The sequence below is a fragment of the Aulosira sp. FACHB-615 genome, assembly GCF_014698045.1.
GTDB lineage: Bacteria > Cyanobacteriota > Cyanobacteriia > Cyanobacteriales > Nostocaceae > Nostoc_B.
The window spans coordinates 20,969-45,011 of the sequence record NZ_JACJSE010000040.1 but is presented as its reverse complement, the minus strand read 5'-3'; the positions used below and the strand labels follow the sequence as shown (position 1 = coordinate 45,011).

The window sequence follows — 24,043 nt, the reverse complement described above, 5'->3', positions numbered from 1 at the left end:
TCATTCCACTCATTTGTAACGATTTTCTCGCTCCAGTGCGGATTGTGGGAATTTTCTTTTTAATCATTCATACACCGAACTTGTGTAACGAAACAATAAGTCGCACATCGCGTTAGATATTGGCTTACCTGATATGGATGGGATTGAACTCACCCGTAAATATAGACGTTATCAAGCTGAGACTGGACAAACAGCTACCAAAATCCTGATTTTGACAATGGATCATACAGAGGATGCAGTATTGGCGGCGTTTGCGGCTGGTGCAGACTCTTACTACATGAAAGAAACTAGTATTAGCAAGTTAACAGAAGCCATCCAAGCAACTTACAGTGGGAACTCTTGGATTGATCCGGCGATCGCTAATGTAGTATTACGTAAGATGCGCCAAGGCATACCAGGGGAAAACCAAAAGGGTGATCAGCCCAAGACCGTAAAAATTGAAGCCTTAGCCACAGAATACGAACAAGTTCTAGAAACCTATCCCCTCACCCAACGAGAATTAGAAATTCTAGAATTAATTGTTGCTGGTTGCAGTAACGGTCAAATTGCCGAAAAACTTTACATTACAGTTGGTACAGTTAAAACCCACGTCCGCAACATCTTAAACAAACTCTGCGCTGATGACCGTACTCAAGCCGCCGTGCGTGCTTTACGTTCTGGGTTAGTTGCATAGAGAAGTTAAAAGTTAAAAGGCAAAAGGCAAAGGTTATAGCTGTAGTTACTAGATTATTGATGCTCAAAAATCAGCACTTTACTCTCAAACAAGAGAATCTTTTACCTTTTTACTTTTTGCTTTTTAAAACTAATCTTTCGGCTAAACAATCAGCAATTCGTCTAGCTGCGCCTGGTTGACCCATTCGCCGCAAACCATTTTCGGCGATGATTTGTAACCTGTCAGGATGTTGTAGTAGCGATCGCAACACCTTCGCTGCTTGGGATGGTTTCTCAATTAAAATCAAAGAAGATCCTAAAAGACGGCTTTGGGCTTCAGCAAAGGCATAATTATATTGTGGCCCCTGTCCGGGAATTGCGATCGCAGGCTTGCCTAGACCAACAAATTGTTCTGTAGCAGTCCCCGCCATAGCGATCGCCACATCTCCCAAATGTATACAATCGTTATAAGCTTGTTGAGAGATTAGCAAATAAGCATGGCGTTGCTGATAAATTAAAGTATTGGTATCCGGGAGAGAAATTGGTGATGTTGTGTGGGGTCGCCAACCTTGAATTTGTAAGTTAGAGGTGAGTTGACTGGTATCAAGACTGGGTGCGATCGCTGCTAAAAACACTACATTACCAGAAGTATGCCCTGCTGCATCTCGTTCTTGAAAACTAGCCAGCAGTGCAGATACAGCCTCCATAATTAATTGCCAATTTTGATAAGCTTCTGGTGGGCGAGAACCCGGAAGCAGCGTCACAACCAATGGTCTAGCTAATTCTTGTTGTTGGATATCAGCAGTGTAAAATCGTTGCGTGGGAAAACTCGGTTCCAAGTTATCCATCATCGGATTCCCCACATCAACGGCGGGAATCGGCCATTGTTTTAAAATTTCCGTAGTCAAACTATCTCTGGGAAACACCGCCCGACAACGGCGACGACTCATTAACCAACGTTCCCAAGGATGGTAAATTGAACCAGAAAAATTTTCCCAACGTGCAGATTTAGATGAGCGTGGTAACAATCCTGTTTCATCCTGCACATAATACTCAGATTTTGCTGTGCCGACAAAAGCATAATTCGCGCCACTAAAATAAGCAAACAATAACGGGACAATATCTCCCACCGCTAAAATTGCTGTTTGTTTACCTGATTTTGGTTGCGAACTCACCCACCGCCGCATCGCTTGAATTTGGCTGAGTGTCAACTGTACTAAACCGCCGCGCACATCCCGCATCAGTTGGCGGTTATCCATATATATAAAACCACCAGAAGGCATTGTTTGTACTGCACCAATCAAAGGAATACCCAAATTTTGATAAGCATGTCCTTCACCCACCAACGGTAAAGCAAACATCTCTGGTGGGTTTGATAGTTGCTGGAATGCTTGCACAATGCGGACTGCGATTATATCTTCGCCATGACCGTTACTTAAAAATAGTAAGCGTAACCGAGAACTTGCAGATGGTGAATGACTCATAAGAAACAAAACATCAAGATTAACTGTCAAAATAACTTGTAATTGATAATTCGTAATTAACACCAAATCTCTGTCAGCTTGCACTAAATAATTATTTTTGTCTTCCTTGGCGCTCTTGGCGTTCTTGGCGGTTCGTAAAAAAATTAAGTGCATCTTCACGGAGAATTGGTATAACCCATAGAAGTTAGCTAGGGGTTTGAAGCTTATTACTTCCGTCAATAAATTGAGGGAACTGCTGTGGTTTTGGGTAAACCCAATCAACACAGTGGTAGCGTAGGCTTGCATACTTCAATTACGAATTACGAATTAGTAATTATTTGTTATGCAAATTTCTAAAACTGCAATTTTAACTTTAGCTACTTTAGCGGCTAGTAATGTCACTCAACAAGCACTAGCTGTAACAACTACCCCAGCCAAAGAAACTAAAAAAGATGTCGTAGTTCCGGTAATTGAAGAAACTCCCATCCGCACCGAAGCCATTTCAGCGCCGGAAACTGTGGTTACGCCGCAATTTACCCAAAAATCCACAGTTATTAACAAAAAATCTCCTGTAGTACTCACTCCAGTTAATCAAAGTAAGACTACTTTACCAACAGATAATAATTTAGTTGTTACAGCAATAGATGTACAGATAGTAGGCGCGACTCCCGAATTGCAAGAAATTGTCCGCCGCGTGATAAAAACCCAGCCTGGGGGAGACACCAGCCAAAACCAGCTACAAAAAGATGTCGCCGCAATTTTAGAGACTGGTTTATTTACCACCGCCAATGTTAATAGCCGCAGCACAGCCGCAGGGTTGAGTGTAACTTATCAAGTGCAACCAGTAATAGTGCGATCGCTGCAACTTTCTGGTGCAAAGGTACTAACTTATCAAGTAGCCCTGGAACAATTTCAACCGCAATTCAATAGCGCCATCAGTCCCACCGGATTGCAAAAAGCGGTGCAACAGGTCAATAAATGGTACAGCGACAACGGTTATAACTTGGCGCGAGTCCTATCAATTAAACCCAGCCGGGAGGGAATACTTAACATCAACGTCGCCGAAGGTTTAGTAGGTGATATTAAATTCCGATTTGTCAACGATGAAGGTCAAACTGTTGATAGTAAAGGTAATCCCGTCACCGGAAGGACTAAACCAGAGTTTTTACGGCAGCAAATTAAACTACAAACTGGGCAAATATTTCAAGAAAAATTAGTCCAGCAAGATATTCAACAATTATACCGCACAGGCTTATTTTCGAGTGTGAATGTGGCTTTAGAAGGCGATGCTAGTAAATTAGATTTAGTTTATGAACTCAAGGAAAATGGCGCACGGGCAATTAATTTGGGTGGAAGTTATAACGCTAATCAAGGCATTATAGGCACTGTTAATTATCAAGACCAAAACGTTGCCGGAAAGAACAATATTTTAAATTTGAATGTAGGTGTTAGTAGTCGTGATTTGCAATTTGACGGGAAATTAATTAATCCTTATCGTCCTAACAATCCTGATAGCTTGGGTTACACCGTTAACGGCTTCCGTCGCCAAGAACTTTCCGACACCTTTGATGACACCATTAAATTAGCTAACGGTGATAAAGTGCGGGAAGGGCAAATTGGCGGGAGTGTCAGCTTGCAAAGACCGATTGATGGTTGGGATGCGTCTTTAGGATTGAATTATACAAGAACAACAATCCGCGATCGCCAAGGTAATATTAATTCAAGCGATGCCCAAGGAAATCCCTTATCTGCCAGTGGTACAGGTATTGATGACTTAACGACCGTCTCTTTCACCGCCGCTAAAGACAAACGCAATAACCCACTCAACCCCACTCAAGGTTCCTTACTCAAATTAAGTACAGAACAATCTATACCCATCGGTCAAGGAAATATCTCCCTCAACCGCGTCACCGCCAATTTCAGTCAATATGTACCAGTCAAAGTATTCGACAGTAAACAAACGCAAGTATTCGCTTTAAATGTCCAAGCCGGGACAGTCATTGGCGATTTACCACCTTACGAAGCCTTTAATTTGGGTGGTTCCAACTCTGTGCGCGGTTACGATGCAGGTAAAGTTGGCAGTGGACGCAGTTACGTTTTAGCTTCCGCAGAATACCGCTTCCCCATTCTACCCATAGTTGGGGGCGTGTTATTTGCCGACTTCGGCTCAGATTTAGGTTCTGGTAGCACCGTTTTAGGAGACCCGGCGGGTGCGCGTGATAAACCCGGTTACGGGTTTGGCTACGGTGCAGGTGTGCGCTTAGATTCCCCACTGGGGTTAATTCGTGCTGACTACGGCATTAACAACCAAGGCGAAAGTAAAGTGCATCTGGGTATCGGTCAGCGATTTTAACCAGTCGATTTCTCAGAACTAATACCAATTTGAAAAATGATTGCGACAAATGGGTTACTGAAAAGCTCACCAGTAAGCAATTTCCCAATCCAAAATCTAAAATCCAAAATGGTATAACCGAAGCGTAAATCCTATTTCTGCCAAACTCTCACTTGCAAACTACGATATTCCGATATACAATAAGGAGTATCAAAACTGTTATAAATCCAAAATTTAGATTTGATCGTCAGCGTTCTTCTTTCCTAAATGCGTAACCTGTTGCCCTTGAGTAAGGGCATTTTTATTATTAGCAGCAGTTATTGTGACTTGATCAGAGTTTACTTTAGTCCAAAAAATTGCTTTAGTAACTGGAGCAGGACAAGGCTTAGGGCTAGAAATTGCAGGTGCTGTTGTCTTCCTCGCTTCTCCAGCCGCGTCATATATCACAGGCCAAGTTTTAGCCGTTGATGGTGGCGACCTGACTCATTTGTGATGTATTGATATTAGCTGTGTAATTTTACAAATACGGTTTTTCTACCGATAAAATGTATTTTTGGACTAAATTCAGAGTATTATGAAACTTTATATGAGATCAAGTCTGAATTTTGTTGGCTGGGCTGGAAATAGATTTATCCCTAGTAAACAGACTTGACCAACTCTCTGTAACTATTGATACGAGACTACTATGCAGCCTAATTCTTTAACTACCCACACTCCAACCACGATAGTTATTGTTGGCGGAGGCTTTAGTGGTTCTCTAGTGGCTACGCATTTGATGAAAACTGCCAGCCAGCCCCTCATTATCAAGCTGATTGAGCGTAGCCATCAAATTGGTAAAGGCATTGCCTACAGCACAGATACCAACTGTCATTTGCTGAATGTGTCCGCAGGAAATATGAGTGCATTTGCTCATGATCCAGGACATCTGCTGCGGTGGTTGTATTACAACCAAAACGAGTTAGAACCATTTTTTACCGAAGAAGTTAATCCTAGTAGTTTTATTCCGCGTAAAGTTTATGGTTTATATATTCAATCAATTTTGGCAGAAGCCGAAGCAACTGCACCTAATGACGTACATCTCGAACGCTTAACAGATGAAGTTGTCGGAATTGAACCAGAAGACAAGGGAACAATTGTTGCTTTACGTAGCGGCCGCTGTTTTTATGCAGATAAAGTAGTTTTGGCTTTAGGAAACTCGCCTTTTACACCTCCAGCCAGTGATCATCCCAATACTAACAACGAAAATCATCGGCGGAATGCTTGGTCAGCCGATGCCCTAGCAGGACTTGATCCTGATGCTTCTGTGTTGCTGGTTGGTACTGGGCTAACAATGGTGGATATGGTGTTATCTCTGCACGATCGCCAGCATCAAGGCAAAATTTATGCTGTGTCGCGTCGGGGATTATTCCCCCAACAACATCAAGCCTCTCAACCTTATCCAGCTTGGTTAACTCTTGAAACTGCACCCAATACAGCACGAGGTTGGGTACGACGACTACGACAAGAGGTCAAACATGCCACAGCCCAAGGTTACGACTGGCGGGCTGTGATTGATTCTCTGCGCCCTCTGACACAACAAATCTGGCAAAAACTACCAACTTTAGAACAGCAGCGTTTTTTGCGTCATATTACACCTTATTGGGATGTCCATCGTCACCGGATTGCCCAAAAAGTCGCAGATGTGATTAAAGAAATGGTGGATTCTGGTCAATTAATCATTGCCGCCGGACGAATTCAAGAATATCAACCATTATCCAAAGGTTTAGCAGTCACCATATCTGAGCGCAAAACTCAGAATAACATCGTTTTACAGGTGAATCGGGTGGTGAACTGCACAGGGGTAGCCGCAGATTATCGCCACTCGCCTCATCCGCTAATTGATAATTTGCGATCGCAAAAATTAGTCCGTCCCAATAGCATTGGTTTAGGGCTAGATACAAATACAGATGGTGCTTTATACACCGCCGATAATTCTGTTTCCAATTTACTTTATACCTTGGGAACTCCGCGCAAAGGCGACTTATGGGAAACAATCGCGGTTCCAGAATTACGGGTACAGGCACAGAAACTAGCAAAAACATTGTTGGATTCATTACCAGTGCGGGTGCGTTCAATTCCGACAATGCCGTTATCCAATAGCCAAGCCAGCGATCCCAATTCATCCCCATCAAACTTTTTATTTCGGCAATTTTTTGACCCAGAAAGCAGCACCTATACTTATTTAATTGCTGATCAACAAACCGGAGATGCAGTATTAGTTGATCCTGTATTAGAACAAGTTGACCGCGATTTGCAATCCTTAGAAGAATTGGGATTAAAACTACGTTATTGCCTAGAAACTCACCTTCATGCTGACCATATTACCGGGGCAGGTCAACTCCGGCGCAAAACTGCTTGTCAGGTAATTGTGCCGCAAAATCCGGCGGTGACAAAAGCCGATCGCTCCCTTGTGGGTGGTGAAATTCTCGAAATTGGCTCAGTAATCATTGAAGCAATTTTTACGCCAGGACACACTGCCAGCCACATCGCATATTTAGTCAACAAAACTCACCTGTTAACTGGTGATGCTTTATTGATTCGGGGTTGTGGACGCACAGATTTTCAAGAAGGTGATCCAGGCACTTTATATGATGCGGTAACACAACGCCTGTTCACCTTGCCCGATGATACCTTGGTATATCCAGCCCACGACTACAAAGGACGCACAGTTTCGACAATTGGTGAAGAAAAACGCCTCAACGCCAGATTTAGCGTTCGCAACCGCAGCCAATTCATCACCATCATGAATAATCTGAAATTGAGTTATCCCCAAAAAATGAATGCAGCTGTACCTGCAAATCAATACTGTGGTGACTTTATTCCTCAAGAAAGCGTGGATACAGTTACAACCTCTGTTACAGATGCAGAACAAAAACAAATAGAACTAACTGTCATGACGAATACAGAAATCTACAACGATTACTTTGCTATGTATATCTAAAACAGAGTGAAATTTTGAAACTTTTACATATCTGAGGATTGGGTGTAGGGGTGAGAGGGTTTTGCATACCTAACCCGAATTTCTCACGTATGGGTAGGGGAGTGGGGAGTGTGGGGAGTTTGGGGAGTGTGGGAGGTGTGGGAGGTGTGGGGAGTGTGGGGGGAAAGATTTCTTCACCATCCTCCCACACCCCTGGATTTCTCTCTTGTGAGAAATCCAGGCTAAACCCTTTCACCCAGTTTCCCCAGAAAATTTGTTTAACTTTGATATGGGCGCGGTAATTGGCGTAATTTATGCGCCGTATCTAATTCACTATTATTTTTTCTGCCATATCCCCAACCTAATATCCGGCGATATTCACCCATAATGCCACTTTCAATCAAATCATCCTCATTAACTGCAATCTCTGTATGAGACTGGGGTGCAACATAAAGCGCATCCGCAGGACAATAAGCTTCACACATAAAACAAGTTTGACAGTCTTCTTTACGAGCAATTACAGGTGGTTGGTTGGGAACTGCATCAAAGACATTAGTCGGACAAACTTGAACACAAAGATTGCAATTAATACAGAGTTTATGGCTGACAAGCTCAATCATAATTTTATTTTGGCTATAACTTTGATACAACGGGTGTGGCTTGAGTGGTTTCTACTGGTGATGTAATGGAAGCATCCGTAATCCAATCGCGTCTCACCCACAGCTTATCTAAACCGCCTGTGGCTTGGTAATATCGCTGGTTGGGATCAGTTTGGGGATGATCTATGCGGATATGTTCGCTGCGGGTTTCTGTACGATGTAAAGCACTAAAATAAGCCCATCTGGCGACGGCAGTCAAAGCAACTGCACGCCGAGAAAATTCAATATCGCGGACACTATCTTGTTTGGGATTCCCTTGTACTTGTTGCCACAGTGTTTCTAATTTGGCGAGAGAGTCTAGAAGTTTCTGTTCCGAACGCAAGTAGTTTTTCTCTAATGGGAACATCTGGGCTTGCACACCACGCACGATCGCCTCATGATCAAAAGTATCAGAAGACGTGGAGGGCGATCGCATTGCCACCTGACCAGCTGCACGTACAGTTCTTTCATCTGTATGTGCGCCCAAACTCTTGGCAAACTTAGCTGCCCCTTCTCCTGCCCACTGCCCTGTAGAGATTGCCCAAGCCGCATTCGGGCCACCACCGCCAGAAGCTAAACCAGCTAAAAATTCTCGTGATGCCGCATCCCCAGCCGCATACAGTCCAGGTACTTTTGTCGCGCAACTATCATCGATAATCCGAATACCACCTGTACCCCGGACTGTCCCTTCTAAAATCAATGTCACAGGTACTCTTTCTGTATAGGGATCAATCCCAGCTTTTTTATAAGGTAGAAAAGCAATGAAATGGGACTTTTCAATCACGGCTTTAACTTCTGGTGTAGCTCTATCTAAACGAGCATAAACAGACCCTTTCATCAAAGCATTTGGTAAGAAGCTAGGATCACGACGACCATTAACATAGCCACCTAAATCATTCCCCTCTTCATCGCTATAACTTGCCCACCCAAAGGGAACACCCCGCGTCACTGTGGCATTAAAAGCAGTGGAGATTGCATAGTGATTAGAAGCTTCCATACTAGAGAGTTCGCCGCCAGCTTCTACCGCCATTAGCATTCCATCACCTGTGTTAGTGTTGCAACCTAATGCTTTACTTAAGAATGCACAGCCACCATTTGCCAATACTACTGCACCAGCACGAACTGTATAAAAACGATGATGTTGCCTTTGTACGCCCCTTGCCCCAGCCACAGAACCATCTTCAGCGACTAAAAGCTCAAGAGCCGGACTTTGGTCGAGAATCTGCACCCCAGAACGTAGCAGGTTTTTTCGCATTACCCGCATATATTCCGGGCCGTAGTAACTCTGACGCACAGATTCCCCATTTTCTTTCGGGAAACGATAACCCCAATCTTCTAATAAGGGCAAACTCAGCCAAGTTTTTTCAACTACACGCTCTATCCAACGCAAGTTAGCTAAGTCTTTTCCTGCACGATAACGCTCTGAGACAACTTTTTCCCAGTTCTCTGGAGAAGGAGCCATGATGCCATTACCACTTGCAGCAGCAGCACCACTCGTACCCAGAAAACCTTTATCAACAATGATGACTTTGACACCTTGAGATGCTGCTGACCATGCTGCCCATGCTGCGGCAGGGCCACCACCAATCACCAGCACGTCAGCATTTAGTTGTAGTTCATTTTCTGTGAGCAATTTTTTTCTCCTTTTTGGTATTGCCTTAGCGGTAGTCGCTGATTTGTTTGTAATAAATGAGTGAGGTTTTATCGGACTGATTATGCAGAAGATAGAGTCTGCACAACATACACAAAGAGTCAGGACTTACGCAAAAGTATGAAGAAACGAACCGCAAAGGACGCATAGACGCGATAGCGGCTTCCCGAAGGGTAGGACACGAAGTTATAAGAGTTAGAGAGAGTTTTTGCGTAAGTCCTAAGAGTATGTAAAACGAATTACAGATAGTATGATACCCTAACTGTTAGTTTGTCAAACATTAAGTAACACAAGTTAATTTTGTTACTGTTGCCTGCTGAGAAATTCCTAAGCAACTTTCTGCAAGTGTCGCACACGCGGCATGATTTCTTCGGCAAAGCGTGTCATCTCTCGGACAAAGGGATTAAATTGCAGCATGAAAGTATCGATCCCGGCATCCACAAAAGCTGCAACGCGAGTGGCAACTGTATCATAACTGCCAACTAAACCTGCGGCTGTACCACCATTCCCCCCAACAGCAGGATTTTTGGCAAAGAGTTGAAACATAACGGCTTCTTTGTCAACGCCTTTGGCCACGCTTAATTTATATTGTTCTTCTAGCTTTTGTAGTGCCATGAGGCGTTCTAGTTCTGCTTGTGCTTCTTCGTCGGTGGGACGCGCAATCACAAAGGCTGACAAACCAAAACGCACTGGTTGGGGTAAGGAACGGGGACGGCTGATAACTTGTTGAATTACTTTGCGGACATCTTCAATCGGTTGACCGTTGATAAAGTAAACATCAGCTTGTTGCGCTGCTAATATCTGCGCTGGTTCTGATGCGCCGCCAAGATAAATCCGTGGATAAGGTTGAGCAACAGGGAAGGGTCGAAAACTTAAATCTTGAATTTTGAAATATTCACCTTCAAAGTTTACTTTCTCACCACTCCATAAGGCTCTGACTACTTGCAACCATTCTCCTGAATAGCGATAACGTTCATCGTGGGGGGGGAAGGGAATATTCGTCCGTTCCATTTCTGGACGGAACCAAGCACTAATTAAGTTAATGGCAAAACGTCCCTGACTAATGGCATCAATACCTAAAGCCATCTTGGCTAAGACGGCTGGGTGAAATAATAAAGGTTTAATGGCGGCGATAATTTCTATAGTTTCTGTGGCTTCTGCTAAGGCTGCACAAGCTGTCCAAGTTTCTAACTGTTCTAAATCTAAACTACGGGGGTTGGCAATGTGTTGGGCAACTAAGGTTGTGACATATCCTAAACGTTCTGCTTCTAATACTAGCGATCGCGTGCGCTCATAACTAGCATCTATCGGTTCCTCTGGTGCGTTGAGAGGGCCAAAGTTACCGCCAACAGGCGACCAAATACCATAACGTGGTTCTGACATCTTTACCTCCAAGTTCAACAAACACAACAGAAATAAGGCTGAGGTATTAATCAGCAAAATCAAGGGTTTGAGTCAGGGTGAATGTATGGTCTAAATCTTCGCCCTGCCTCCTGCACAAGAGCTAGGTCTACACAGCAATTTTGGGTTAGTGAACTACTATTCCCCTACACCCTGAAACCCAACCTGAACCAACCTCAACAGACAACTTTTGTACATAAGCCCTAGGAGATAAAAATCTCAATATCCCCTTGTTTTTTATGCTCATATATGCAAACCTCATAGTATACTACTATAAATCTACCGATTTACCGTAGGATATCTGGGTACAAAACTTTAGTTTTAGTGCCGACTACAAAGGTTCTAGAAAACTATGTCTGAACCACGCTATGGGATATGGATTCCCGTTTACGGCAACTGCGGCGTGATGAACCATCCTCTTGAACCTCGTGATGCTAGTTACTCACGAGCCAAGAATTTAATTCGGTTGGCCCAAAGGTGTGGATTTACCACAACTTTAATAGCGCAACATATCATCAATCCCAGGAACCAACAACTTGACCAATTAGAAACCTGGACAGCCGCCGCCGCCCTTGCAGAAGCTACAAGTTCTATTGAGATTATTGCAGCTGTTAAGCCATTACTATTTCATCCCGCCGTCTTAGCCAAGATGGCTTTAGGGATTGATGCAATTAGCCAAGGACGTTTTGCCATTAACTTAGTGAGTGCTTGGTTTAGGCCAGAAATGGAAAAACCAGGGATCAATTTTTTGTCTCACGACGAACGTTATCGCTATTCTGATGAATGGATAAGAGTTGTCAAAGCTTTGTGGAGTGGAGAAACAGTCAACTTCCACGGCGACTATTTTCACATCAATGATTTAAAGCTAAATCCCCCACCTATTGCTAAACCCCATCCGCGTGTGTATGTCGGGGGAGAGTCAGAACCAGCGCAAGAACTAGCTGCAAAACAAGCGCATACCTTCTTTCTCAATGGTCGTCCGATTGAAGTTATCCGTGAAACAATTGCTCAGGTAAGACAAAAAAGCCAGTCTCGCTCTCAACCTATTGGCTTTGCAATGTCAGCCTTTGTCATTGCTCGACCGACAGATGCAGAAGCCGAAGCAGAGTATCAGAACTTAAGAGCAATGGTACTCGCCCAGGACGATCGCACAGAACTACTCAAAGGCGTAGATTCAGAAGTGGTTATGTTTAAAAACATGGCGAAATACCCAGGTGTGGGGAGCAATGGCGGGACTGCGGCTGGTTTGGTTGGGAGTTATGAAACTGTAGCCCAGCGTATTGCTGAATTTACCAAAGTAGGAATTGATACTTTTATGCTGCAATTCCAACCTTTTACGACAGAAATGGAGCGTTTTGCTGCGGAGATTATACCAAGAGTAAGAGCTTTAACAGTAGAAAGTGAAGCGATCGCCAACTCGAAAATAGGGGCTAAGAATTTTAGATTTTAGATTTTGCGAAAAGTTGCGTGGGCGGGTTTCCCGACTTGAGCAAACTTTTCAAGACGGATTTGAGATTGAATCCAAAAATCTTTTCCTACTCCTCATTACCCAAAGGAAACTTTATGACTGCAATCTTGACTCGTCCAGCTTGGACTACAGATTTAGAACTGGAAATCTTCGATAAATTAGTTGATAAACACGCACCGCACATTCCCAAAAAGCGATTAGTTGAAGCAAGACCACCGGAAACTGATGAAGAAAGAGAGAATTTTTATCGTTTTCGTGTAGCTGGTGCAGCCCATGATTTATTTATTGTGCAAGTCTGCGCTAAGATAATTGACTCCTTTCCAGACCCAGAATTACAACTATTTTTGAGCAGACAAATAGGGGACGATGGCGCACATGCCCAAAATACTCGTTTAAGAGCGCAAGCAATATCTGGACATGACCCCATTGAAGATATCCAAAAACAAGTGCAGAAACATTGGGATTACATGGGTGATTTACCCATTCGTAATTGGCAAGGCTTTTTAGCATTTGAATTACATTATGAACTGCATATTGTGGCTTTGTTATTTATCAATAGCCGTACTAGCAAAATCAATGACCCAGACTCTGCCAAATATGCAGCAGAAAAAATCTTACCAGATGAAGCAGTTCATCGTTTAGGTGTGGTTGATTGGTGGCAACGTAAATTTGATCGCGCCTCACAAGCCGAGAAAGAAGATTTAATTGCCCAAGTTCTAGAAGCTGATGAAGAAGGTCAAGGTCGGCGTAATCCTTATCTGCGAGATCATTGGCAATTAAGTCAAAAAGGTATTGGAGTTGAAATTGATAATTTGCCAGTACTTTATGATACTTGGCGGCAGGAAGTTCTATCTTATTTCTTGGATGTCCCTGTTTCTAGATTGCCCAAACTTGTGAGTGTGAATGATTAATGATCAAAACCATCCTTTGAGCATGAATTATAAAGCTCCAAAAAAGGAACGATTAACCTCTGTGGTTTACCGTGGTAACACATTAATTTTTCATATTTTATAAGATTTTAAATGTTACTAATCATCAATGAATTAGTAACATTATTTTTTGTTTTGCTGAGGTATCGCACAATAAGTTTTAACTAGTGCCACAAACCTTAAAATACATAGGTTTGCTTAAGGAACAAAAGCCAAAATTTAGGAGGTTTTGTTGGGTTAGACTTCGTTACAGCCAACCTACAGTTATGCTTAACTGAACTTTTGTTTATCAATACGGATAATTTTTTGTTGAGATTTTGGAGATATCCATCTTTTCTATTTATTGATGTAAGAAATATTGGTTTTAGTCGCCAAGAACACAACAATTTTATAGTTAATGGGTATACTATATTTTTTCTAATAGCACTAATTGACAGACTGATTTTAATTAGGTTTAACAAAAGTTTCTGGCGTAGAAAAAGATGTTTTTCTATGCCTAATGTTAATTACAAATAATTGCAAAACCCAAGACTGCATTGATAACAAGGAGGGTTAATTTATGATAGAGCAAATACTAAATAAATTGTTAAGTTTTTTTAGAAAGTGGGGATTATTTCGGCATCAAAGAATTAAAACTTTTGCTGTATTGTTTGTGCTGGGTATGGGATTGAGTTTAGCGATCGCATCTTGCGCCCCCAGTAATTCAGCTGATACATCTACCCAAAAAGCCCAAGCACCCAAGCTCACAGTGCTGAAAATGGGTCATCAAAAAGGGATGGCGTTGTTGAATATTATCAAAGCCCAAGGAAGTTTAGAAAAGCGATTACAACCCTTGGGGATATCTGTAACGTGGAATGAATTTTCCTCCACAGCACCGCTTTTAGATGGGATGGGAGCAGGTGCAATTGTATTTGGTGGTGGTGGTGGCACAGGAAGCGTCTTTGCTCAAGCCGGTGATAAACCCTTTGTTAGAGTCGCAGCCGGGACAGGTAGCACTAGAGGTTCCGCTATTTTAGTCCAAGAAAATTCCCCAATCAAAACACTTGCTGATTTAAAAGGTAAGAAAGTTGCTTTTGCAAAAGGTTCTGGTCAACACTACATTATTGTGCGTGCTTTAGAAAAAGTCGGGTTGAAATTTAGTGATATTCAACCTCTTTATCTGACACCTGCTGAAGCCTTACCAGCATTTGAACGTGGTGATATTGATGCGTGGTTAATTTGGGACCCTTACACAGCTGAAGCTGAACGTAAACTCCGCACTCGCTTACTGGCAGATAATAGCGCCGTCTTTGGAGATAAAGCAGCACTCGAAAGCCCTAGTTTTTATTATGCTGCTCCAGATTTTGTCCGCGATCATCCCGACGTTCTCAAGATAGTTTTACAAGAGCTAGAAAAAGCTGGTACTTGGTCGAGAGAAAACTACAAAGATTCTGCCAAACTGCTTTCTAAACTGTACAAAATTGACCTAAAAACAATGGAAACAGTAGAAGAACGGGGTGGTCAACGGGAAGTATTACCAGTCACAGATGAAGTTTTAAGTGGTCTGCAACGTATGGCAGATACATTTTATGAACTCAAAATCATTCCGAAAAAAATAGATGTCAAAGATAAAAACTACAACTGGATTCCTGACCAAAAATGGTAAATCAAACTTAAGAATTCAGGAGTCAGAAGTCAGGAGACAGAATAGTTAAAGAATCTGAATAATATATATAAATCAGGCTACATTCCTGATCAATATCTGACTTTTGATTCCTGGGTGCTGAGTTCTTACAGTCAAATTAACTCGTAATTACAACTATGAAATTACCTACTAACATTAACCGCCGATTCTTTTTAATTGCTATCACATCATTTGCAGCTTCTACAGTCTTTGCTAGTTGTAGTTCACCGCAAAATAATTCGGCTGTGAATAATGTGAATCCTTCAGCCACCACAGCAGCCAATACAACCACAACTACAGCCAAAGAAAAAATCAAAGTTGGTGTCACACCAGTACCAGCAGGTGAAATTTTAGAATTTGTCAAAAAGAATTTAGCACCAGAAGCGGGACTAGATATCGAAATAGTTACATTCAATGACTTTGTGCAGAATAACACTGCTTTGAAAGATGGTGTGATTGATGCCAATTATTTCCAGCATATTCCTTTTATGGAGGACTATGGCAAGAAACATAACTTTGAAATGTATGCTTTTACGCCACAAATTCATTTAAATCCGGTGGGACTTTTTTCTAAAAAATATAAGTCCCTTAATGATGTACCTAACAAAGCTCTGGTGACAATTCCTGATGATCCTAGCAATGCTCATCGGGCTTTAAAAGTCTTAGAATCATCAGGCTTAATCAAACTTAAGGAAAATGTTCGTCCGGCGAGTCCTAAAGATATTATTGCTAACCCCAAAAACATCCAAATTAAAGAAATACCAGGAGCGCAAGCAATTCCGAGTCTTCCTGATGTGGATTTAGCCGGAGTTACAGGTAATTGGATTGTGCAAGCTGGATTAAAAACCGATAAAGATGCTTTAGCTTTAGAGACTGCTAAAGACCCAATTTATGCGGTGACAGTCACAACATTAAAAGGTAAAGAAACCGACCCCAGAGTGCAGAAACTCTATAAGTTGTTGCGGGACGATAAAGTCAAACAATTTATTAGAGATAAATACCAAGGTGCAGTGATTCCCATTCCTTAATTTTCATTATTTGTAATTAAATCAATGACTTTGCTTAACAACATCAATCGTCGGTTTTTTCTCTTAGCAGTTGTCTCTTTTACAGCTTCTACAGTTTTTACTAGTTGTAGTTCACCGCAAAATAATTCTGCTAATACAAATACTAATCCATCTGCTACCCCAGCCTCTAACACAACAACAACAGCAACCAAAGAAAAAATTAAAGTTGGAGTTTCACCAGTTCCAGCCGGAGAAATTTTAGAGTTTGTCAAGAAAAATCTCGCACCACAGGCGGGATTAGATATTGAAATTTTCACCTTTAGTGACAGTGTACAAAATAACTTTGCGCTGAGAGATAAACAAATTGATGCTAATTACTTTCAACACGTTCCTTTTATGGAGGATTTTGGCAAGCAACATAATATTAAAATGGTGGCTTTAAATCCGCCGATTCACTTAAATCCAGTGGGTGTATATTCCAAAAGACACAAATCTTTGGCAGAAGTGCCGAAAAATGGCACTGTGATTATCCCTGGTGATATTAATAATGCTCATCGGGCTTTGAAGGTAATTGAAGAAGCTGGATTAGTAAAGTTAAAAACTACTGCTAAAGGTTTAGTTAGTCCTAAAGATATTGCCGAAAATCCTAAAAACTTACAAGTCAAAGAAGTACCAGCAACTCAAATGATTCCTTCGCTTCCTGATGTTGATTTAGCTGTTATGACAGGTGCAACAGTGCTGGCAGGAGGACTAAGAACAGATAAAGATGCCTTGGCGTTAGAATCCAGTAAAAATCCGATTTATGCGGTGACAGTGACAACATTACAAGGGCAGGAAAATGACCCCAGAATTCAAAAACTCTATAAGTTGTTACGGGATGATCAAGTCAAACAATTTATTAGAGATAAATATCAAGGCGCAGTGATTCCCATTCCTTAAAAAATAGTCATGATTAATTGTGGGGTAATTCTGAAATGATCACATTTACTGATGTTCGCAAAATTTATCACCAAGGTACTCAAAAAGTTGTCGCTTTAGATGGAGTGAGCCTGTTTGTTAAACCAGGAGAAATTTTTGGCGTTTTAGGTCAAAGTGGCGCAGGTAAAAGCACGTTAATTCGTTGTGTTAATCAACTAGAAAAACCAACATCAGGTTCAGTTGTGGTTGATGGACAAGAAATCACAAAATTGTCGGGAGATAAATTACGTGTCGCCCGTCAACATATTGGCATGATTTTTCAACACTTTAATTTACTAAGTTGCAGAACAGTGGCGGAAAATATTGCTTTTCCTTTGGAAGTGATGGGTTTGAGTAGGCTACAACGTCGGGCTAAGGTAGAAGAATTAATTTCACTGGTGGGTTTGCAAGGTAAAGCTGATGCTTATCCGGCGCAACTGTCTGGGGGACAAAAGCAACGGGTAGGTATTGCTAGGGCTTTGGCGGGAGAACCGAAAGTTTTATTGTCTGATGAAGCGACATCTGCACTTGACCCGCAAACAACTAGGTCGATTCTGGACTTGTTACGTGATTTGAATAAGCGTATGGGTTTGACAATTTTACTCATTACTCATGAAATGGGTGTGGTCAAGCAAATCTGCGATAGTGTGGCAATACTCAATGCAGGTAAGATTGTTGAAAAGGGATATGTGAGCGATTTAATCGCTAGACCAGAATCATTTCTCGCCCAAGAATTTTTTCCCCGTCGGAATGGTTATAGAGCAAAACCTGGTGCTGTTCTCGCTACGATCGCCTTTGCGGGAGAACAAGCCAGTCAGCCAATTTTCGCCACCTTAGCCCGACGCTTTGATGTGGATGTCAATATCCTGAGTGGGAGTGTGGAGACCGTAGGCGATCGCCGAGTTGGTCAGTTCCACATTGAATTAGCAGGTCAGAAGGTAACGCAAGCTTTGAACTATTTACACGAAGCCGAATTTGAAGTGGAAGTACATTGATCATGGCTAGTTTAACAAGAATCAATCGGCGATATTTTCTTTTAGGTATCGGAAGTACAATTGCATCTGTTTCTTTTGCCGGTTGTACACCAAAACAACCTGCATCTACTAGTCAATTAGTGAGTCAATCAACCAAGACAACATTACTCAAAGTTGGTTCTCGCAATACCACCACAGAAGATGTTTTAAAATTCATTCAAAAAGAAATAGCCCCCAGTCACGGTTTAGACTTTCAAATTGTGACTATTGCTGATTCTGTCAAAATTAACGATGCTCTTAAAAATGGCGAAATTGATGCTAACTTTTTCCAGCATGAACCATTTATGAAACAAGCTGCTAAAAGACTGAATGCTGATTTTGTTATGTTAAATCGCAGCTATACTACCATCACAGGGCTATATTCAAAAAAATTAAAAACAAAATCCCTTAAGGACATTCCCACTGGAGCAACCATCGCTATTTCTAACGATGATAGCAATCAGGATCGGGCTTTAAAATTTCTCAAACAAATTAACTTAATCAATTTAAAAGAAAAGACGGGAGAATATTACAGCGTCAAAGATGTAATTAAGCATCCCAAAAATCTGCAAATTCAAGAATTAGATAATTACGCGATCGTCAGAGCATTGGATGATGTTGATTTAGCTGTGACCTCGGCATCTTTTTTAGTCCAAGCAAAAGTATCCCTAGACCCAATTGTATTAGACGAAATTGGCATGGCTAACAAAAATTATGCAGTAGGTTTAGCAACTGTACAATCAAAAGTAAATGATCCAAATATCCAAAAGCTAAATCAATTAGTTATTGATCCCAAATTGAAAACCTACATCAATAACTATCTCAAAGGGACGATCGCCCCTGCATTCTAAACATGATACGGAGGGATAATGAGTAGAATAAAGCAATTAAAATTAGGTGCGTTCATGCGCCCCGTCAGCATCCATACAGGGGCTTGGCGTTATCCAGGGGCTATACCTGATGCTAATTTCAACTTCCCAGCACTGAAAAAATTCATCCAAAAACTCGAAGCAGGCAAGTTTGACGCATTCTTCATGGCAGATCACTTAGCCGTGCTGAATATGCCCATAAATGCCCTGAAACGCAGTCATACTGTTACCTCTTTTGAGCCGTTTACCCTGCTTTCTGCCCTCTCTACCGTCACCGAACACATCGGATTAGTAGCTACAGCTTCTACAACTTATGACGCGCCTTTCCATATTGCCCGTCGCTTTGCCTCTCTCGACCATATCAGTGGCGGCCGCGCTGGCTGGAACATCGTCACCACAGCTAATCCAGACGCAGCACTCAACTTTAATTTAGAAGAAGAGATAGAGCATGATGAACGCTACCGTCGGGCGAGGGAATTTTATGATGTGGTTACAGGGCTTTGGGATTCCTTTGCTGATGATGCTTTTGTTCGGGATGTGGAAGCTGGGATTTATTTTGATCCCGAAAAGCTTCACGTTCTGAATCACAAAGGCAAATATCTCTCGGTGCGGGGGCCATTAAATATTGCAAGACCCGTGCAAGGCTGGCCTGTAATTGTCCAGGCTGGTGCATCGGAAGCCGGACGACAATTAGCCGCCGAAACTGCCGAGGCTGTGTTTGCGCCGGCTGGTAATCTGGAGGCTGGCAAAGCTTTATTTGCAGACATCAAAGGACGGGCGAAAGCAATTGGACGTGACCCAGATAGTATAAAAATTCTTCCTGGTGCTTTAGTTGTGGTCGGGGAAACCGTCGCCGAAGCGCAAGCCAAGCGCGTTTATTTAGATAGTCTCGTACATTATGACAGTGGAATCGCTAGTTTAAATGGTGCGCTGGGCTACGATGTTTCCGGTTTTGACCCTGATGGCCCCTTACCAGAAATTCCGCCAACCAATGCCGGACATTCTTCACGGGAAAGAGTCATCGCCTTAGCACAGCGTGAAAACTTGACGATTCGACAACTAGCGCAACGTGTCGGTAGTTACGGCGGGTTGGCTTTTGTGGGAACACCCCAGACCATCGCCGATGAGATGGAGCAATGGCTGAAGGAAGAAGGCTCGGACGGCTTTAATATTATGTTCCCTTATCTGCCGGAAGGGTTGAACGATTTTGTTGACAAGGTTGTGCCAGAACTCCAAAGCCGGGGAATTTTCCGCACCGAGTATGAGGGAACAACCTTGCGGGAAAATTTGGGACTCCCCCGCCCCGCTAACCGTTTCTTTCAATCTGAGCGATCGCCAGCAGTTATTTAGTTAGTAATCAACAGTCCTCACAGGAGAAAACCTTGTCATCCACATCTATCCTTCTCTATGTCGATACTCAGTACCTCAGCCCTTATGCACTGTCGGCATTCGTGTCTCTGCATGAAAAAGGACTGTCATTCGACATCCAGACCATTGACCTTGCAGCCAAAGCCCAGCATGAACCAGGCTTTGCCACTAAGTCTTTGACGAGCCGCGTACCGACCTTAATTCACGATGGATTCTCATTGTCGGAGTCTTCGGCGATCGCAGAATATATTGATGAAGTTTTTCCTGGTACTCCGTTATACCCAACAGAACCACAGAATCGGGCCAGAGCGCGTCAGGTGCAAGCGTGGCTCCGCAGCGATCTCACACCTATCAAACAAGAGCGTCCTACTGAAGTGATATTCTCCGGGGTAACAAAGCCACCTCTATCACAAAAGGCGCAAACAGCCGCCGAGAAATTGTTCTTCGCCGCCGATTTACTACTATCTGCCAATACGGAAAACCTCTTTGGTCAGTGGTCTATCGCCGATGTTGACCTCGCACTCATACTTCATCGCCTAATTTTGAATGGCGACCCAGTACCAGAGAATTTGGTGACATACGCTAAACATCAATGGCAACGGCCATCTGTTCAGTTGTGGGTCAATCAGCAACGCCAGCCCTTGGGCTGATAAAAGATTGACAACTTAGGGAAAATTTAGGATTATTAATCTACGGTATCTTGGTAGATTTTTAGTTCTTTGTTGGTGTTTAGCTTAACTTAAATTTGTTACCAGAGGTAATCGCCGCAGATATAGAAGCGTTCTTGACATTCTCTCCATATATAGCTGCGGGGGATTCAGGCTAGGCGAATCAACAAAAGGGCGATGAAAGTTTATTTCCGCCGACCTGTACTAGTTGCTTACAACTCGCCAACATAAATTTTCTACATCGGAGATAAAAATAATGATTAAAAGTCTAGAAAAAGTTGCAGATACAACAATCCAGTTTTCGGCTCCAGTCAGAACTAACTCGCCGGAACTCCAGCAGTTGTTTGATCATATAGCTCTGGGAGCAAGTGAACGCGATCGCGATCGCATCCTACCGTTTGATGTGGTTGAATTAATCCGGCGTTCTCGGTTGGGTGCATTGCGAATCCCCGTTGCTGAAGGTGGCGGTGGTAGCACTGCGCGGGAATTATTCGAGGTGGTGATTAAGTTAGGCGATGCTGACCCGAACGTGGCTCACATTGTGCGGAATCATTTTTCTGTCACAGAGCGAATTTTGCGCTCAGAACGCACCGAAAGAAATCGTCGCTGGCTAAAGGAAGTAGTTGATGGGGCAATTATTGGCCTCGCTTCCACCGAATTAGAAGTTAAACGGGCTGGCGGTGGTCAAGTTGTGAATACAAAATTAACACCCGATGGCGACGGTTATCGTCTGAATGGCACGAAGTATTACAGCACTGGCAGCCTTTATGCAGACTTGATTTTTGTGCGGGTACTAGTACCAGATGACACCACGGCGTTTATTCTTATCCCGACAAACCGCGATGGCATTGAGCTTATAGATGATTGGGATGGATTTGGTCAAAGGCTTACAGGCACAGGAACAACTAACTTTACTAATGTAAGTGTTGAGAGAAGTGAAGTATTTTTTGAGACGGACACAGACAAAGACAATTTGCCATACAATATCATCCCGCAATTATTTTTGACTGCTATCAACGCTGGCATTATTCGTAGCGTGCTGCGTGATGCCACAAACCTCATTCATAAACGTCCTCGGACTTTTTACCATGCTGTATCCGAGCAAGCAGCAGAAGACCCCATCTTACAGCAAACCGTCGGACAAATTGCGGCTAATGCCTTTGCAGCAGAAGCGATCGTTTTAGCCGCCGCCGATGGACTCGATCGCCTGCCTGCGGCTAAAGCCCAAGGTGAAGAAACAGAGACGGCTGTAGCGTTAGAAACTTCTTTGAATGCAGCCAAAGCCAAATTAATTGTTGATGATTTAGCTTTACGTTCAGCCACCTTACTATTTGAAGTTGGCGGAGCTTCGACAACCAAGAAAAGCTCAAACTTTGACCGTCACTGGCGCAATGCCCGTACTTTATCCTCACATAATCCCAATCACTTTAAGGCTCGTGCGATTGGAGACTATGAGATAAACGGTACGCCATTACCGCAGAGAGGATTCTTTTAGGGGTGTAGGGGTTTAAGGGTGTAGGGCTACGGTGTACATACAAATATTCGTGTAGTGCATCTGTCCCGCCTCGGAATGAATTCCGAGTCTCATAGCGCAAGTCATCTGAAGATGACTCAACTAAAAATGTCTTCTAGTCCACTTGAGTGGACTTTGGCTATGAGCCTGGAACTTTAGTTCTAGGCGGGATGTGGTTGAACTTCGATAACTTGTGTGTACGTCCTAGCCTACAAAGAGAGAAATTTTAAAACGATTTAACCATTCTATGAGCGTAATTGATACTACTGCTGTCAGAACGGAGATAAAAGCGATGTCTGGCGACAAGCCGCTTTGCGTCTACGCCTCTCCCACAGACTATCCTGATAGTCCATTATCTCAAGCTCTCAAACAGCCTGTATTACTAGGGTTATTCTTACCAATTCATCACGGTGGCTGGAGTTCATCATATTTACCTCGGACTACCGATTGGTCGTTTGACTACAATGCCAAATTGACCCAAAAGGCTGAGGAATTGGGATTTGACCTCGTTTTTGGTTATTCCACATGGCAACCCAAGGGTGGACAGGGGCCGACTCGCACGGAAGCTGGTTTAGATGCTTTCATTGCAACAGCTTCTCTGGCGGGAATGACTTCGCGGATTCTCTTAATTTCTACCATTCACGTTCTTTATGGGCCTTGGCATCCCATTCATTTAGCTAAATTTGGGGCGACATTAGACCACATTTCCAAAGGTCGTTGGGGAATTAACGTTGTCACCGGACATCGGGCTTATGAACATGAATTGTTCGGTTGGAGTCAAATCGAACACGATCGCCGCTATGAAATGGCTGATGAATTTGTCACTGTCTTAAAGAGACTTTGGTCAGAAACCGAGAACTTTTCTTACCAGAGTCAAAAAAGCTCTTGGCAATTCAAAGATGCTTACATTAGCCCTCGTCCGCTTTATGGTCGTCCTGTTTTAGTTAACGCCACTGGTTCAGATGCGGGTATTGAGTTTGCAGGTCGTCATTCTGATATTGTGTTTATCACCAGTCCGGCTGGCGGAGATATAGACAGTGCTTTGTCATCCTTACCCGCCCATACAGAACGGGTGAAACAATCTGCGATCGCCCAAGGTAGACAAGTCCGCACGCTGCTAAATCCGTTGATTGTTTTGCGAGAAACAGAAAAAGAGGCAGAAGAATATGCCCAAGCCATTGTTGACCAGGCTGATCATGAATCAATTGCGGGACGTTCCCTTGTTAGCAGCGATGCCCACGCTTGGAGAGGGCATAAAAAAGGAAATCTGCGTCATAGCGTTGGCAGTGCGATCGGTGGTAATGTGCAACTCATTGGTTCGCCAGAACAAATCACCGAACAACTTGTGCAACTCAATAAAGCTGGTGTTGATGGTTTCCAGATAGCCTTCTACGATTTCGAGCCTGATTTAGATTTATTCGGTAAGCGCGTTCTACCACTGCTAAAACAAGCTGGTTTAAGACTTTAAAACCCTAAACCCTTACACCCTTCCG

The 24,043-nt window shown here is 42.9% G+C and carries 18 protein-coding genes and 1 pseudogene; 15 read left to right on the top strand and 4 right to left on the bottom strand.

Features of this window, described 5'->3' with window-relative positions:
* Positions 1 to 112: 112 nt before the first annotated feature.
* A pseudogene (locus tag H6G77_RS31775) lies at positions 113 to 673 on the top strand (DNA-binding response regulator); the annotation flags it as partial.
* Between the two features lie 109 nt (positions 674 to 782).
* Here H6G77_RS31775 and H6G77_RS31770 read toward each other — a convergent pair.
* On the bottom strand, positions 783 to 2,135 hold the full coding sequence (locus H6G77_RS31770; RefSeq protein ID WP_190873704.1) for a lipid-A-disaccharide synthase-related protein: 1,353 nt from the start codon (positions 2,133 to 2,135) through the stop codon (positions 783 to 785).
* 322 nt (positions 2,136 to 2,457) lie between these two features.
* Here H6G77_RS31770 and H6G77_RS31765 point away from each other — a divergent pair, with 322 nt between their 5' ends.
* The 3 genes from H6G77_RS31765 (at position 2,458) to H6G77_RS31755 (ending at position 7,426) form a co-directional block, all read left to right on the top strand.
* Positions 2,458 to 4,467 (top strand): outer membrane protein assembly factor, encoded by a 2,010-nt coding sequence (locus H6G77_RS31765; RefSeq protein ID WP_190873699.1) that lies wholly within the window; start codon positions 2,458 to 2,460, stop codon positions 4,465 to 4,467.
* Positions 4,468 to 4,801: 334 nt separating this feature from the next.
* Positions 4,802 to 4,939: an SDR family oxidoreductase gene (locus tag H6G77_RS36540; protein ID WP_313954538.1), complete on the top strand. Its 138-nt coding sequence runs from the start codon at positions 4,802 to 4,804 to the stop codon at positions 4,937 to 4,939.
* A gap of 192 nt (positions 4,940 to 5,131) precedes the next feature.
* Positions 5,132 to 7,426, top strand: a complete 2,295-nt coding sequence (locus tag H6G77_RS31755) for an FAD/NAD(P)-binding protein (RefSeq protein ID WP_190873698.1) — start codon at positions 5,132 to 5,134, stop codon at positions 7,424 to 7,426.
* A gap of 257 nt (positions 7,427 to 7,683) precedes the next feature.
* On the opposite strand, the gene H6G77_RS31750 is transcribed toward H6G77_RS31755, so the two are convergent.
* From H6G77_RS31750 to H6G77_RS31740, 3 genes are all read right to left on the bottom strand, one after another.
* Positions 7,684 to 8,025 (bottom strand): 4Fe-4S binding protein, encoded by a 342-nt coding sequence (locus tag H6G77_RS31750; RefSeq protein WP_190669454.1) that lies wholly within the window; start codon positions 8,023 to 8,025, stop codon positions 7,684 to 7,686.
* 13 nt (positions 8,026 to 8,038) lie between these two features.
* Positions 8,039 to 9,676 (bottom strand): FAD-dependent oxidoreductase, encoded by a 1,638-nt coding sequence (locus H6G77_RS31745; RefSeq protein WP_199331715.1) that lies wholly within the window; start codon positions 9,674 to 9,676, stop codon positions 8,039 to 8,041.
* A gap of 345 nt (positions 9,677 to 10,021) precedes the next feature.
* The gene (locus H6G77_RS31740) at positions 10,022 to 11,077 is read right to left on the bottom strand and encodes an LLM class flavin-dependent oxidoreductase (protein WP_190589599.1); all 1,056 of its coding nucleotides are present in this window, start codon (positions 11,075 to 11,077) and stop codon (positions 10,022 to 10,024) included.
* A 370-nt stretch (positions 11,078 to 11,447) separates the two neighbouring features.
* On the opposite strand from H6G77_RS31740, the gene H6G77_RS31735 reads away from it, so the two are divergent.
* The 11 genes from H6G77_RS31735 (at position 11,448) to H6G77_RS31685 (ending at position 24,018) form a co-directional block, all read left to right on the top strand.
* On the top strand, positions 11,448 to 12,545 hold the full coding sequence (locus H6G77_RS31735; RefSeq protein WP_190873697.1) for an LLM class flavin-dependent oxidoreductase: 1,098 nt from the start codon (positions 11,448 to 11,450) through the stop codon (positions 12,543 to 12,545).
* Positions 12,546 to 12,658: 113 nt separating this feature from the next.
* A complete protein-coding gene (locus H6G77_RS31730) occupies positions 12,659 to 13,474 on the top strand; it encodes a hypothetical protein (RefSeq protein ID WP_190873696.1) in 816 nt (271 codons plus the stop codon).
* Between the two features lie 577 nt (positions 13,475 to 14,051).
* Positions 14,052 to 15,137, top strand: coding sequence for an aliphatic sulfonate ABC transporter substrate-binding protein (locus H6G77_RS31725; protein WP_199331714.1), 1,086 nt, complete (start codon positions 14,052 to 14,054; stop codon positions 15,135 to 15,137).
* A gap of 155 nt (positions 15,138 to 15,292) precedes the next feature.
* Positions 15,293 to 16,183: a MetQ/NlpA family ABC transporter substrate-binding protein gene (locus H6G77_RS31720; RefSeq protein WP_190873695.1), complete on the top strand. Its 891-nt coding sequence runs from the start codon at positions 15,293 to 15,295 to the stop codon at positions 16,181 to 16,183.
* 24 nt (positions 16,184 to 16,207) lie between these two features.
* The gene (locus tag H6G77_RS31715; protein WP_190873694.1) at positions 16,208 to 17,101 is read left to right on the top strand and encodes a MetQ/NlpA family ABC transporter substrate-binding protein; all 894 of its coding nucleotides are present in this window, start codon (positions 16,208 to 16,210) and stop codon (positions 17,099 to 17,101) included.
* A 35-nt stretch (positions 17,102 to 17,136) separates the two neighbouring features.
* Positions 17,137 to 18,114, top strand: a complete 978-nt coding sequence (locus tag H6G77_RS31710) for a methionine ABC transporter ATP-binding protein (RefSeq protein ID WP_190873693.1) — start codon at positions 17,137 to 17,139, stop codon at positions 18,112 to 18,114.
* A gap of 2 nt (positions 18,115 to 18,116) precedes the next feature.
* Complete coding sequence (locus tag H6G77_RS31705; RefSeq protein WP_190873692.1) at positions 18,117 to 18,983, top strand: MetQ/NlpA family ABC transporter substrate-binding protein; 867 nt, start codon at positions 18,117 to 18,119, stop codon at positions 18,981 to 18,983.
* An 18-nt stretch (positions 18,984 to 19,001) separates the two neighbouring features.
* Positions 19,002 to 20,351, top strand: coding sequence for an LLM class flavin-dependent oxidoreductase (locus H6G77_RS31700; RefSeq protein WP_190873691.1), 1,350 nt, complete (start codon positions 19,002 to 19,004; stop codon positions 20,349 to 20,351).
* Positions 20,352 to 20,383: 32 nt separating this feature from the next.
* Complete coding sequence (yfcF, locus tag H6G77_RS31695) at positions 20,384 to 21,019, top strand: glutathione transferase (protein WP_190873690.1); 636 nt, start codon at positions 20,384 to 20,386, stop codon at positions 21,017 to 21,019.
* 274 nt (positions 21,020 to 21,293) lie between these two features.
* A complete protein-coding gene (locus H6G77_RS31690) occupies positions 21,294 to 22,532 on the top strand; it encodes an acyl-CoA dehydrogenase family protein (protein WP_190873689.1) in 1,239 nt (412 codons plus the stop codon).
* 265 nt (positions 22,533 to 22,797) lie between these two features.
* Positions 22,798 to 24,018, top strand: coding sequence for an LLM class flavin-dependent oxidoreductase (locus H6G77_RS31685; RefSeq protein WP_242049369.1), 1,221 nt, complete (start codon positions 22,798 to 22,800; stop codon positions 24,016 to 24,018).
* The last annotated feature ends 25 nt before the right edge of the window (positions 24,019 to 24,043 follow it).